This window comes from Tenacibaculum sediminilitoris, from assembly GCF_964513795.1.
Classification (GTDB): Bacteria; Bacteroidota; Bacteroidia; order Flavobacteriales; family Flavobacteriaceae; genus Polaribacter; species Polaribacter sediminilitoris.
Window position 1 is genome coordinate 82685 of the sequence record NZ_CAZEQR010000051.1, and the last position, 14055, is coordinate 96739.

General features: G+C 32.1%; 15 protein-coding genes. 13 read left to right on the top strand and 2 right to left on the bottom strand.

The genetic code is table 11. From position 1 onward, the window contains the following. Positions 1 to 85: 85 nt before the first annotated feature. Complete coding sequence (gene brnQ, locus ACKTSW_RS14035; RefSeq protein WP_408025878.1) at positions 86 to 1372, bottom strand: branched-chain amino acid transport system II carrier protein; 1287 nt, start codon at positions 1370 to 1372, stop codon at positions 86 to 88. A 571-nt stretch (positions 1373 to 1943) separates the two neighbouring features. Here brnQ and ACKTSW_RS14040 point away from each other — a divergent pair. Together ACKTSW_RS14040 and upp are read left to right on the top strand one after the other, a co-directional pair. Continuing rightward, positions 1944 to 2723 carry an alpha/beta fold hydrolase gene (locus ACKTSW_RS14040; protein WP_408025879.1) on the top strand — a complete coding sequence of 260 codons (780 nt, stop codon included), beginning with the start codon at positions 1944 to 1946 and terminating at the stop codon, positions 2721 to 2723. Between the two features lie 40 nt (positions 2724 to 2763). Next, entirely contained in the window at positions 2764 to 3417 is a 654-nt protein-coding gene (upp, locus tag ACKTSW_RS14045; protein ID WP_408025880.1) for a uracil phosphoribosyltransferase, read from the top strand. Positions 3418 to 3419: 2 nt separating this feature from the next. On the opposite strand, the gene ACKTSW_RS14050 is transcribed toward upp, so the two are convergent. Further along, the gene (locus ACKTSW_RS14050; RefSeq protein WP_408025881.1) at positions 3420 to 4325 is read right to left on the bottom strand and encodes a DUF6427 family protein; all 906 of its coding nucleotides are present in this window, start codon (positions 4323 to 4325) and stop codon (positions 3420 to 3422) included. 42 nt (positions 4326 to 4367) lie between these two features. Between ACKTSW_RS14050 and ACKTSW_RS14055 the strand changes: the two genes are divergently transcribed. The 11 genes from ACKTSW_RS14055 (at position 4368) to ACKTSW_RS14105 (ending at position 14052) form a co-directional block, all read left to right on the top strand. Then, complete coding sequence (locus ACKTSW_RS14055) at positions 4368 to 4589, top strand: DUF6341 family protein (RefSeq protein WP_408025882.1); 222 nt, start codon at positions 4368 to 4370, stop codon at positions 4587 to 4589. A gap of 12 nt (positions 4590 to 4601) precedes the next feature. Further along, the gene (gene trmB / locus ACKTSW_RS14060) at positions 4602 to 5273 is read left to right on the top strand and encodes a tRNA (guanosine(46)-N7)-methyltransferase TrmB (protein ID WP_408025883.1); all 672 of its coding nucleotides are present in this window, start codon (positions 4602 to 4604) and stop codon (positions 5271 to 5273) included. A 181-nt stretch (positions 5274 to 5454) separates the two neighbouring features. Beyond that, positions 5455 to 5781: an MGMT family protein gene (locus tag ACKTSW_RS14065; protein WP_408025884.1), complete on the top strand. Its 327-nt coding sequence runs from the start codon at positions 5455 to 5457 to the stop codon at positions 5779 to 5781. Between the two features lie 229 nt (positions 5782 to 6010). Further along, entirely contained in the window at positions 6011 to 7141 is a 1131-nt protein-coding gene (locus tag ACKTSW_RS14070; protein ID WP_408025885.1) for an Mrp/NBP35 family ATP-binding protein, read from the top strand. A gap of 6 nt (positions 7142 to 7147) precedes the next feature. Continuing rightward, positions 7148 to 7384, top strand: coding sequence for a NifU family protein (locus ACKTSW_RS14075; protein ID WP_408025886.1), 237 nt, complete (start codon positions 7148 to 7150; stop codon positions 7382 to 7384). Positions 7385 to 7576: 192 nt separating this feature from the next. Then, positions 7577 to 8632: an NAD(P)/FAD-dependent oxidoreductase gene (locus ACKTSW_RS14080; RefSeq protein WP_408025887.1), complete on the top strand. Its 1056-nt coding sequence runs from the start codon at positions 7577 to 7579 to the stop codon at positions 8630 to 8632. Positions 8633 to 8634: 2 nt separating this feature from the next. Further along, positions 8635 to 9531, top strand: coding sequence for a sterol desaturase family protein (locus tag ACKTSW_RS14085; RefSeq protein ID WP_408025888.1), 897 nt, complete (start codon positions 8635 to 8637; stop codon positions 9529 to 9531). A 2-nt stretch (positions 9532 to 9533) separates the two neighbouring features. Further along, complete coding sequence (locus ACKTSW_RS14090) at positions 9534 to 9866, top strand: 2Fe-2S iron-sulfur cluster-binding family protein (RefSeq protein ID WP_133535310.1); 333 nt, start codon at positions 9534 to 9536, stop codon at positions 9864 to 9866. 169 nt (positions 9867 to 10035) lie between these two features. Next, a complete protein-coding gene (locus ACKTSW_RS14095) occupies positions 10036 to 11544 on the top strand; it encodes a pyridoxal phosphate-dependent decarboxylase family protein (RefSeq protein WP_408025889.1) in 1509 nt (502 codons plus the stop codon). Between the two features lie 5 nt (positions 11545 to 11549). Further along, positions 11550 to 12872, top strand: coding sequence for a lysine N(6)-hydroxylase/L-ornithine N(5)-oxygenase family protein (locus ACKTSW_RS14100; protein WP_408025890.1), 1323 nt, complete (start codon positions 11550 to 11552; stop codon positions 12870 to 12872). A gap of 31 nt (positions 12873 to 12903) precedes the next feature. Further along, a complete protein-coding gene (locus tag ACKTSW_RS14105; protein ID WP_408025891.1) occupies positions 12904 to 14052 on the top strand; it encodes an MFS transporter in 1149 nt (382 codons plus the stop codon). Positions 14053 to 14055 lie beyond the last annotated feature (3 nt).

The following is a 14055-nucleotide window of genomic DNA, read 5'->3' on the forward strand; positions in this document are numbered from 1 at the left end:
CTCGCAACCGCGAGCTTTTTTAGATTATAGTAAAAATGATAACTAGATGTATAGATAAAGAAAATAACCTATTTAAGTAGATTATTTACTCAGTTAAAACAGGTTTTTTCAATTGAATTAAATTGGCTGTTATAAAACTAAAAGCAGCGGGTAATACCCACCCTAAATTTTGGTTTGCAAAAGGAATATTGTTTTTTATTTCAGATAAATATTCAGGATTTATAATGTAACCCAAAAAATCAGGAATACTAAATAAAAAAGTGACTCCTACCACAACTTTAAAAACTATTGCTGAGGTATATTTTTTAGAAAGAACATTTAAGATAATTAATACAATGGTAATAGGGTAAATAAACATTAAGGAGGGTAACGCAATATTAATGATGTATTTTACATCAAATTGACCTACTATAACCCCAAAAAAACACCCAATAATTGCAGTAACTGTAAAAACTTTTTGTGAATTATTGTTAATGCCTTTAAAATAATCGGCTGTACCAGTAATAATTCCAACAGCCGTTGTAAAACAAGCTAAAGCAACTAAAACACTAAGAAAAGCACTTCCAATATTACCTAAAGTTTGATTGCTCAAAGAGCTTAAAACCTCTGTTCTGTTAGCACTTTCAGAAAAAGTAGAACTAAACAAAACACCATTATAAATAAGACCTGCATAAATAATTAATAATCCCAAACCAGCAATAAACCCCGCTTTTGTAATTAGCTCTTTTTTCTCTTCAAAAGTTGTGTTAGGGTTAAAATTCATGGAAATAACTAAAACACCACCAACAACTATAGATGCAATTGCATCAAAAGTTTGGTACCCCTCTAGTAAACCATCAACAAAAGGAGCTTTAAGGGTAGTGGACGCTATTGTATCAGGAGCAGAGAAAATACCAACAAAAATAATAGTCAATAGAATACATATAATAAGAGGGGTTAAAAACTTGCCCAATATGTTTAGAATTTTTGATCGGTTCATGGTAAAAATAAAAACAAGACCGAAATAAATTGAACTAGTAATCAATGAGCTACTATTACTAAAGTAAGGTGCAATAGCCATTTCATGTGTTACCGATGCAGTTCTAGGAGCAGGTAGAGCAATACTAATAGCGTAAATAACAAAACAATATATAAGGCTAAAAGAAGGAGATACTTTTTTCCCAAAATCGTACATAGTACCTTGTAATTTAGCATGTGCTAAAATTCCTAATAAAGGAATAAAAACTGCTGTAACAAAAAAACCAATAGCTACCCAATACCATAAATTGCCAGCGCTTTTTCCTAAAAAAGGAGGTAAAATCAAATTTCCAGCCCCGAAAAACATAGAAAATAAAGCAAATCCTGTAATTAAAGTTTCTTTTGATAATTTCATCTGTTTTGTTTTATAAATAACAAATAAACAAAATTGAAAAGAATATAAAGTATTCCAACAGTAATAAAAACAAACTTAGGTATAGCAAAAAATAAGCAATAGAACTCCATTGTTGTTATATGCTTCCCAGCAGCAACTTAATTAAACCAAAGTTTTCGATAGCATCACAAAAACCAGCAAAAAACAAAGAAAATGTAAGTATAACTTCAAAGTATCTTATTCAGCTTATGAATAAAAATAGTTATTAAGGAAGAATAAGAAATTAAAAAAAGAAAAACGAGTCCTAAACTAATGCCGCAAGCTATTTTAGAAACCACGTTCCAAGAATCAATATATTCCTTAGATGTTGCAATATCTTTTGCTAACCCAAAGCTTATAATGCCATTTTTGCAGACATCAATTTTAAAAAACTATCCAAATAAAGCATACAAATTATAAGAATTGATGTAGAAACTACAAGAAAAACCGTAAGCTTTTGCTCTTTTTTTTAGAAAGATTATGAAAAGGAGAAATCAACATTTTTAGCAATTATTTGATAAGTTTACTAATGAAAGATACATATTTTTGTTGAATGCAAAACAGTATAGAATTTAAAAATACCAAAATACACTTTACTACTGAAGGAAAAGGAAGTGTTATTGTATTACTTCACGGGTTTTTAGAGAATTTTACGATGTGGAATAGCATAGGTAGAGAATTATCCAAAAAGCACAGAGTAGTTTCTATCGACTTGTTAGGGCACGGAAAAACAGGATGTATTGGATATATACATTCTATGGAGGAAATGGCAGATGCTGTAAAAGCAGTACTAAAAGAACTAAGAATTCGAAGAGCCATTTTTATAGGACATTCTATGGGAGGCTACGTTTCTTTAGCATTTGTAGAAAAATATCCGAAAAATGTAAAAGGAATATGTTTGATGAACTCTACAGCCCAAGCAGATAGTGAAGAACGAAAGCAACTACGAATCAGAGCGAATGAGATGGCAAAAGAAAACTTTGAAACATTAATAAAAATGTCGATAGGTAATTTATTTGCTGAAAATATGCGAGTGCAACTTTTCAATGAAATCGAAAAAGTAAGAAATGAAGCTCTAAAAATACAAGTAAGAGGTTATATAGCAGCGAGTGAAGGAATGCGCTTACGTAAAAATAGAGAAGCGGTTTTACAAACAATAGACAAACGATTAATGATTGTAGGAAAGCAAGACCCAATATTGAATTATAAGATTGTTGAAAATGAAGCAAAGAGAACAAATACTTCGCTAATTAAACTGCCTAACGGACATATGAGTCATATAGAAGCTAAAGATGAACTTTTAAAGGCATTAATCGAATTTGTAAAACCCTAATAAATTTCTGTTACTTTTGTAGAACACAAAAAAGTATTTCATGAAAGTTCATCATTTAGCCAAACAAAACTCTATTCTTAATAAATTTTTAGCCGAACTTAGAGATACCTTAATTCAAAAAGATTCAATGCGTTTCCGTAGAAATATAGAACGAATTGGCGAAATTCTTGCATATGAACTAAGTAAAGAGTTAAATTATGAAGTCAAAGAAATAACAACACCCTTAGGAGTAAAAAAGGTAAATTTACCAACAAATAATATAGTATTATGCTCTATTCTAAGAGCAGGTCTACCTCTACATAACGGAATGTTGAATTATTTTGATGACGTAGAAAATGCATTTATTTCAGCATATCGTCACCACCCTAATAATGATGATGAATTTGAAATAGTGGTAGAGTATTTTGCGTCACCATCTATTGATGGGAAGACGTTATTGTTAGTAGACCCAATGTTAGCAACAGGGCGCTCAATGGTTGAGGTATATGAAGGAATAAAAAAATATGGAACTCCAAAAGAAATAATAATAGCTTCAGTTATTGGCTCAGAAGAAGGGGTAGAATATATAGCCAAATATTTTCCAGAAAGCACTACTTTATGGATTGGAGATATAGATAAAAAACTAAATAATAAGGGTTATATCGTACCAGGTTTAGGAGACGCTGGAGATTTAGCATATGGAGTAAAATTATAATTTTACACAACAATACTTACTGTAAAAGAGGCTATTAAAAATAGTATAATAATAACATCAGCATACCATTTTTTTTGAAAAATCTCAATTCCGTTAGCAAGAATAACAGAAAGTGGAAAGAGAACATATAAAAATTCACTTCCAGAACCATCTTCAACTAAAAGTAAAATAGTAGTTCCAATTACTAAATGTGTAAGAATTAAAATCCAATTTATTCTAAATTTATTCTTAACAGAAAACACTCTTGGAGTTTTTAAAAGAATAGAAATGATAATAAAAAAACTTATAAAAAGAATAGGAAACAAAAATTCTTGAAGAGTGTAAAAACTTAAATCAGGATAAAGGTTCCAATTAAAAAGTGATAAAAATATTTCTGTCTTATCATACCAAAAATAATAGGTAAAATATAAAAAAACTGGACCAAAAACTCCTATTATTGGAATTAATAATGTTTGATAAGTAAAACGCTGGTTTAAAAAGATAGACAAGTATAGGAGTAAAGCAAATAAGACGCTGTAAGGTTCTATTAAAAATGAGATACCTAACCACAAGCCACCATCAAATAACTTATGATAAATGTTTTTAGGTGACTGTAAACTGTATACTTTTCGTAAAAAAAGAAGTATAGTTAGATTAGAAAAAAATATTTTATTTATACTAATAACGTCAGGAAAAAAGCCAATTAAAATTACAAAAAACAAAAAAGCAAAAGAACTATCGTAAGTCAATAAATTCTTGGTAATAATAAAATTGTAAATAGAAAAAACCACCAAAAACCACCCTAGTTCTTTAATAAGATTGAAAGAAAAATCCTTAGAAAAAACACCTAAAACAAAATACCCTAAAAAAAGCACAAACAGTACAATAAAATTAATAGGTTTAGATTTACCGAAAAAATTGGCTAACATTGTTTCTTTTTATATTTTTGCAACTGTAAAGATACTTAAGATATGATAGCAGGCAATATTTTTAGATGGATTGGTAGTTTATTTACCGACTTTTTATTTGCACCATTCAATTGGTTACGTTTAACAGTAGCTAAATCAGATGCAGGTTGGTGGACTTCAAACGCTGTAAACTGGTTCTTTTTAGTAATCCTATTAGTATTATTTGCTTATTGGATGAAAGAAGCTGCTCGTTTTCAAAGAGAAGGAACAGAAGATAGAGTTTAATTTCTATATACCTTGGGAAGTAAAAACAAACTAAAACGTTTCAAAGAAAATGAAACGTTTGCTAATGTTATTCAGCCAACTCGAGAAGAAGTAACCAATAATTTTTCTTACAAAGGAAAATGGAATACTTTTTTTAAAAACAACAACCCAATAGTTTTAGAACTGGGTTGCGGTAAAGGTGAATATACAATTGCTCTAGCAGAAAAAAACCCTGACAAAAACTTTATTGGAATCGATATTAAAGGAGCGCGTTTTTGGCGAGGAGCTAAAACAGCACTTGAAAATAACATGAATAATGTTGCCTTTATTAGAACCCAAATAGAATTGGTAGATTATATTTTTGCTGAAAATGAAGTTTCTGAAATTTGGATAACTTTTCCAGATCCACAAATTAAATACAAACGTACTAAACACCGTATGACTAATACAGAGTTCCTAAAAAAATACGACAGTATTTTAAATTCTGAAGGAACAGTTAATTTAAAGACGGATAGTGAATTTATGCATGGGTATACCTTAGGCTTATTGCATGGAGAGGGGCATGAAATTTTACATGCAAATCATGATGTATATAAAAACGTATACAGTCCAAAAGAAGTTACAAGTACACAAACCTTCTACGAAAAACAATACTTAGAAATCGGTAAGCCGATTACCTATATAAAATTCAAACTCAATTATTAATCCTGCTCTTTTGCAGGATTTTTTTTTAGCTTTCCCCTTCGGGTTACTCTTTACGCTTTATAATGTAACTAGCTGCAATCGCTAACACAGTTAATATTTAGCAAATTTCATTTCGAGTGAAACGAGAAATCTCTTTTTTTAAGTCTTTTCTAGTATGGGTAAATTCTTATATTTACACTGTATGACAGATAAAAACTTCTTCGAAAAAGTATACGAAGTAGCACGGCTAATTCCTTACGGAAGAGTAACCAGTTACGGAGCCATTGCCACCTATTTAGGAGCAGCTCGTTCGGCAAGAATGGTAGGTTGGGCGATGAATAACTCTTCAGAAAAAGAAGTACCAGCGCATCGTGTAGTTAATAGAAAAGGATTGCTAACAGGAAAACATCATTTTGATGGAACCAACCTTATGCAACAATTGCTAGAGAGCGAAGGAATAAAGGTGGTCGATAATCAAATTCAAGACTTTAAAAAGGTATTCTGGAATCCGAGCGAAGAATTACTCTAATATTTCCTGATTTTTAAAAACGTATAAAAAATATCAAGCCCTAGTTGTCAGTTCGAGTGATTTTCTGAAAGAAAATCGTATCGAGAACCTATCTATAAAACCAACTTATCAACCTATAAATATTACCAATCTAAAGACTTTATTTTCTTGGGTCTAAAATGTATCTTTGCAGTTAAGATTAAATAAAAATAAGCAACGAGTTTACCGCTTGTTGTTTAAAGCATAAAGCATGAGTTTTAAGAAACAAGATATATACGAGGCATTAGAAACGATAACAGCACCAGGTGAAGGTAAAAGTTTGATTGAAAATGAGAATATAACCAATGTAGTTACTTTTGGAGATGAAGTAATCGTAGATGTTACTATTGCAAACCCGTCACTTCAGGCTAAGAAGAAAGTAGAAGTTGAAATAATGAAAGCAATTCACCAACATGTTAATCAAAAAATTGATGTAAAGGTGAATGTAAAAGTAGAAGTTCAACAAAAAGAAAATCCGAATCAAATTAGAGGAAAAGAAATACCTAATATTCAAAACATCATAGCTATTGCTTCGGGTAAAGGAGGTGTAGGAAAATCTACAATTACCTCAAATATGGCAGTTTCATTAGCAAAAATGGGCTTTAAAGTAGGGGTGTTAGATGCAGATGTGTATGGGCCATCACAACACTTAATGTTTGATGTAGAAAAAGAAAAACCATTAGCTGTAAATGTAAATGGGCGTTCGAAAATGAAACCGATTGAAAGTTACGGGGTAAAATTATTATCACTAGGTTTTTTTACCGATCCAAATCAAGCAGTAATTTGGCGTGGACCAATGGCCTCAAAAGCATTAAATCAATTAATCTTTGATGCAGATTGGGGAGAATTAGACTTCTTGTTAATAGACTTACCTCCAGGAACAGGAGACGTACATTTATCAATAGTACAAGCGGTGCCAATTAATGGAGCAGTAGTAGTAAGTACGCCACAAAACATTGCTTTAGCAGATGCCAAAAAAGGAGTAGCAATGTTTAAACAAGAAAGTATTAACGTACCAGTATTAGGTATCATTGAAAATATGGCGTATTTTACACCAGCAGAACTCCCTAATAATAAATATTACATTTTTGGAGAAGGGGGTGCTAAAAACTTAGCAGAAGATATTGAAACAAGTTTCTTGGGAGAAATCCCTCTAGTACAAAGCATACGTGAAGCAGGAGACGTTGGTCATCCAGTAGCGTTACAAGAAAATACACCACTAGCAAAAGCTTTTACAGAGGTAACCAAAGAAATGGTTTCGCAACTATTAAAAAGAAATGCAAACTTACCACCCACAGAAGTAGTACGAATTACTACGATGAGTGGTTGTAGCTCAAAATAAGCAGTTATGGCAACAGTAGACATAAGAAATAACGTAGAAAAAGCGTTGGAAGAAATCCGACCTTTTTTAGTAAGTGATGGAGGTAATATTAAACTATTATCTATAGAAGACAGTACAGTAAAAGTACAACTAGAAGGAGCTTGTAGTGGTTGTTCAGTCAATCAAATGACCTTGAAAAATGGAGTAGAAGCAACGATTAAAAAATACGCACCAGAAATTACAGAAGTAATTAATGTAGCATAAGCTGACAAAAACTAGCTTTTAAAAAAAGTTTATGCCTTAATTTTGGGCGTTCGGGCGTGCTTTCGTTACTCGCTTCCCAATTGAAAAAATTGGGAGAGCTCAAACAAGCCACTCAATCACTAACGCATACATATTCCTGCCTTTTAAAATAAGGCAGGAATCTCAGTATAAATAAGAGAATTTTGTTATAAAATGATACAAACAGATATATTAATTATTGGAGCAGGCCCTACAGGATTATTTACGGTTTTTGAAGCAGGATTATTAAAATTACGTTGTCATTTAATTGATGCCTTACCACAACCAGGTGGGCAGTGTTCAGAAATTTATCCAAAGAAACCAATTTACGATATCCCAGCTTACCCAGAGATTTTAGCAGGTGATTTAACCGATAAATTACTAGAACAAATTAAACAATTTGAGCCAGGGTTTACCTTAGGAGAACGTGCCGATACTATTGAAAAACAAGAGGACGGAACGTTTATTGTAACAACTAACAAAGGAACAAAACATCAAGCACCTGTAGTTGCTATAGCAGGAGGATTGGGGAGCTTCGAACCACGCAAACCACTTATCCCTAATATCGCAAACTTTGAAGATAAGGGAGTGGAATACATGATTAAAGAACCAGATATTTATCGTGGTAAAGATGTAGTAATTGCAGGAGGTGGAGACTCTGCTCTAGATTGGTCTATTTTCTTAACTGAAGTAGCAAAATCAGTAACCTTAATTCATAGAAGAAATGAGTTTAGAGGAGCCCTAGATTCTGTTGATAAAGTACAAGAGTTAAAAGACGAAGGAAGGTTAATGTTAATTACACCAGCTGAAGTAAAAGGAATTGTTGGTGATGATAAAGTTGAAGGTGTACTAGTAGAGCAAAAAGATAAAGAACCATTTACGTTACCTTGTGAGCATTTTATTCCGTTGTTTGGACTGTCTCCAAAATTAGGACCTATTGCAAATTGGGGATTAGAAATAGAGAAAAATGCCATAAAAGTAAATAACGCTTTAGACTATCAAACTAATGTTGAAGGAATTTACGCAATAGGAGATGTAAATACTTATCCCGGTAAGTTAAAGTTAATTTTATGTGGATTTCACGAAGCAACGTTAATGTGCCAGAGTGCTTATAAACGTATTCATCCAGGCAAGAAATATGTGATGAAATACACAACAGTTGGTGGTGTTGATGGATTTGATGGAACAAGAAAAGAAGCACCGAAAGCTGTGATTAAAGCGATTAATTAAGCGTGACATTAACCGAATACATACAGCAATTATCAGAAGACAAACTATTGTACTTCGCCTTGCCAGTATTTTTCATTTCCATGTTGGTAGAATACCAATTTGCCAAAGAAAAATATCACGGTAAAGACACAGGAGTATCAATGTTAATGATGGTGTTTTCTACGATTATTGAATTTATTCCGAAGATTTTAGCCTTTGTAGCTTTTTTCTATTTGTATGAAATGAGTTCGTTAAAAGGCATAGTGAAACGTCAATGGTGGGCATGGATTCTATTATTATTAGCTGATGATTTTGCTTATTACTGGTTCCACCGTTTAAATCATGAGGTGCGTTTGTTTTGGGCAGGTCATGTACCACATCACTCGTCAGTACATATGAATTTAGGAACGGCATTGCGTCAAGGAGTTGGTGAACGTATTCATAAATTTTTCTTTTGGATGTGGATTCCGTTGTTAGGTTTTGATCCGTTAATGATGTTTACTATGATGGGAATTAGTTTAATCTATCAGTTTTTTGTACATACAGAGCTAGTTGATAAACTGCCAAAACCAATCGAATTAATTTTCAATACACCATCGCATCACCGAGTGCATCACGCATCAAATATTCGATATTTAGATTGTAACCATGCGGGAATTTTAATTATTTGGGATCGTATATTTGGTACCTTTTCTGAAGAATTAAAAGATGTCGATAAGCCTGTTTATGGACTTACGGTGAATATTGAAACTTTTAATCCCGTAAAAGTAGCGACTCATGAATATACTGCTATTTGGAATGATGTAAAGAGAGCTGATAAATGGAGTGATAAACTGAATTATATATTCAATTCACCAGGGTGGACACATGACGGAGAAGATAAAAGAGCGAAAACACTTCGAAAAAAAATGAATTTGTAATAATGGAACAAGATATTACGATAAAAATTACCGACCGTGACGGAGTTACTCACGAAGTACAAGCGCCTACAGATATGGCAATGAACTTAATGGAAGTGGTACGCTCGTATGAGCTAGCTCCAGAAGGAACCATTGGTATTTGCGGAGGAATGGCAATGTGTGCTTCTTGTCAATGCTATGTTAAATCAGATCACGAATTACCAGAAATGGGAGACGATGAAGAAGCAATGTTAGCAGAAGCTTTTTATGTAGAAGATAATAGCCGATTAGGTTGCCAAATACAAATGACACCAGATTTAGAAGGTTTAGAAGTTGAATTAGCTCCAGAGAGTTAAAAAAACAAGAATAAAATTTAAAAAGCGTAGGACCTTAAGTTTAACTTAAGGTCCTACGCTTTTTTATAATGAAATGCTAATTGCGTCATTTTAATTTCCATTTACGTCATTTAGTTTGGCTGAAGTGAATATATTTTTGCTTAAAACTATTAAGACTAAATAAAAATAAATGATTCTTAAATCACACCCTTCTTTAAAGGAGTTATCGTTAAACAACTATTTATTTAGTGATGAATCGGTAAATTTATACGAAGAGTATATTCAGAAAACAACCTCCTATATTCAGCAATTTTTATCCAATAGAACTTTTTATCAAGGAGATAATCTTGAGGAAATTCTAAAAAATAAAGAACAAGCAAAATTGCTAAACATTGAAGAAACACACACAATTGATAGTGTTTTAGAAGAATTAAATGATTTGTACATAAAAAATGCAATCGCTTTTCATAACCCAACATATGTAGCGCATTTAAATTGCCCAATTACATTGCCTTCGGTCATTGCAGAAATGATTACAACAACAATAAATACTGCAGTTGAAACCTGGGATCAAAGTACCTCAGCAACTTTTATAGAACAAGAAGTTATTCAATGGATAACTAGCGTATTTAATCTTTCAAATAATTCAGATGGTGTTTTTACAAGCGGAGGTACACAATCTAATTTTATGGGGCTATTAATGGCTCGAGATAATTATGCCTTTAAAAATTTTGGGATTAACATTAAGCAACATGGTTGGAGTGGTGAAATAAGTAAGTTTAGAGTTTTTTGCTCTGAAAAGGCACATTTTAGTATTCAAAAAAGTGCCGCTTTGTTAGGGATGGGCTATGATGCAGTTATTCCTGTAAAAGTAGATAAGAGAATGCGAATGGATGTTAATGAATTGGTGTTGGCTATAGAAAGAACAAAACAGAAAGGAAACATTCCAATTGCAGTGGTAGCAACATTAGGAACTACCGATTATGGTAGTTTTGACCCGATACAAACCATAGGGAAAATTACTAGAGAACACAATATGTGGTTGCATGCAGATGGAGCTTATGGAGGAGCTTATGCACTTACAAATACCCATAAAGAGTATTTTACAGGGATTGAGTTAGCCGATTCTATTACCATCGATTTTCATAAAACGTTGTTTCAACCCGTAAGCTGTAGTGCGTTTTTAGTTAATAATAAACAGCATTTTCAATATGTATCGTATTATGCAGATTACTTAAATCCTGTTGAAGATAAAGATCCACAACGCCCTAACCTTATAGAAAAATCAATCCAAACAACACGTCGATTTGATGCCTTAAAAGTTTGGTTGACCTTAAAAACAATGGGGACAAAAACTATAGCGAATTATTTAGAAGAGGTACATTCTTTAACAAAAGCAGTATATCATGGTATAAAAGATCAGGAGTGTTTTGAAATTGCTCATGTACCAGAACTAAGTACCCTAGTATTTCGATATAAAGCAAAAGGTATAACAGAAGATATAATTCATGACACAATTAATTTATATATCAAAAACACCTTATACAAAGCTGGAAAAGCATCAATAGCAAGTACAAAATTAAACGGTAACATCTATCTAAAATTTACACTACTAAATCCTAAAAACACAATTAACAATCTCCTAAACATTATAGAAATGATTAAAACTACAGGAGAACAATACAAAACTACAAACTAAAAAAGATGAAGAATACTATATTAGATTTTATAGCCATAGGTGTAGGTCCTTTTAACTTAGGATTGGCCTGTTTATCAGAACCAATTGAAAACTTACATGGAGTATTTCTTGATAAAAAAGAGAAATTTGATTGGCATCCAGGAATGTTATTAGAAGATACTACTTTACAAGTACCTTTTATGGCAGATTTGGTAACCCTAGCCGACCCCACAAGCCCTTTTAGTTTTCTTAATTATATAAAAGAACAAGGAAGAATTTATTCTTTTTATATACGAGAAAATTTCTTGTTGCTTAGAAATGAGTACAATCACTATTGTCAGTGGGTAATTAGCAAGCTATCCAACGTATATTTTAATACAGAAGTTACGAACGTAGACTACGATCAAAAAGACGAAATTTATGTAGTTACAAGTATTTGTACAAAAACACAGGAAGTTAAAATTTATAAAGCGAAGAAGTTAGTGTTAGGAACAGGAACACAACCTTACATTCCTGCTTGTTGTAAAAAGTTGAAAGATGTTGCTGTTCATTCATCAGAATATTTACCTAATAAAGAACAATTACAGAATAAAAAAAGAATAACTGTATTAGGAAGTGGGCAAAGTGCTGCTGAAATATTTTCTGATTTATTACAAGAAATAGATACTAAAGGATATGAATTGAATTGGATAACCCGTTCACCTCGCTTTTTCCCGCTAGAATATGCTAAGTTAACACTGGAAATGACGTCTCCAGAATACGTAGACTATTTTTACAATTTACCAGCATCCAAAAGAGATGCATTAATTAAAAATCAAAAGCATTTATACAAAGGGATCAATCAAGATTTAATAGGAGCTATTCACGATACATTATATGCGAAACGAATCCTATCAAAAGAACCTTTAAAAGTTTCACTGCGTACCAATTCGGAATTGAAAACCACGAAAGTATCAGATACCGGTATTAAACTTGAACTTCATCAAGTAGAACAAGACAAATATTTTAAACATGAAACTGACGGATTGGTGCTTGCCACAGGATATGAATATCAATTACCTGATTTTATAGAAGGAATTGCAGATCGAATTTTATGGGATTATCAAGATCGTTTTGATGTACAACGTAATTATACCATAGATAAAAATCACAGCGAAATTTTTGTTCAGAATGTAGAGCTACATACACATGGTTTTGTAACCCCTGATTTAGGGATGGCTGCATATAAAAACTCATACATTATTAAAGAAATAACAGGAGTTGAGCACTACCCTATTGAGCAAAAAATAGCGTTTCAACAATTTGAGGTTACACAAGAAGAGGAAATAGAACTCAATGTCTTTGCATAGAGGTATGAAGTTAAAAACATTTTTAATACTAATGACACTGGTTGCAGTAGTAAGCGATTATTTATTGCATCCATTTTATCCACAGTTTTTTGAGCTTCGTTTTGGAATGAAGAATCCTAAAAATGTCGGATACTATTTTGCAGCCATCTGCTTTATGGTAATGATTGCATTTCCTTTTTGGGCGTATGTTTCTAAAAAAGTTTCAGAATTAAACATTTTAGTTTACACTCAAGCTGTTGCAGGTATGTTAGCATTGTATTGTTATTATACCACATCATATATTAATTTCTGGATAGTATCACTTGTAATGGTACTGTTTAAAGGAAGCTATTTACTGGTATATCCGTACATTTTAAAAATAATAACAAAAGAAGAACATCCAAGTATAATCGGATTACTTTCAGTAGTGGTGCATTTAGGAGGAATCTTAGGAGCGGTGTTGGGAGGTTTAACAGTAGATTATATAAACCCGAGTAGTATTTTTTTAATCATGGCAGCAGGCGATTTTATTCAAATGGCTATGAGTGGTTATTTATTAAAAAGTAAAAAGTATGCTACTGATTTAATTATTTCAGAAGAGTCAGCCGTAACTGATAAAAAAAATATTCCAAAAGGATTTATTTTGAAATTAGGCTTGATTACATTGATATTGTATTTCAGTGATTTTTTAATCAGACCTTTCTTTTCATTGTATTGGGAAAGTTTTTCAATGTATAAAAGCAAATTGGTTTCAGGTACTATCTATGCCATTCCAGGTTTTGTTGCCTTAATAGCATTATGGATTAATAACAAACGAAAATCAAAAGGACACGAAGGAATTATAAATGCTTTATGTATAGGTTTGATAGGATTGGTGTTACAAGGAATACCTAATGAAGCAGCTGTTGTTTTAGGAAGAATTATTTACGGATGGGCAATTTTTCAAGGAGTCGTGAAATTCGATATTTTATTATTCGAGTTGAGTTCTCCAGAATCATACTCACTAGATTACAGTAAAATACATTTCTTTCAAAACCTAGGTGTGTTATTAGCTTCGCTAAACGTAGGGATTATAGTCGACAGCTTTGGTTTACGTATGCCTTTCATTATTGCTTTAGGCGGATTTATACTCACACTAGTCTTGTATTTTATCGTGTTTAAATCGGTAAGGAAAGTACACAAACAACTAGCCAAAGCTTAAATT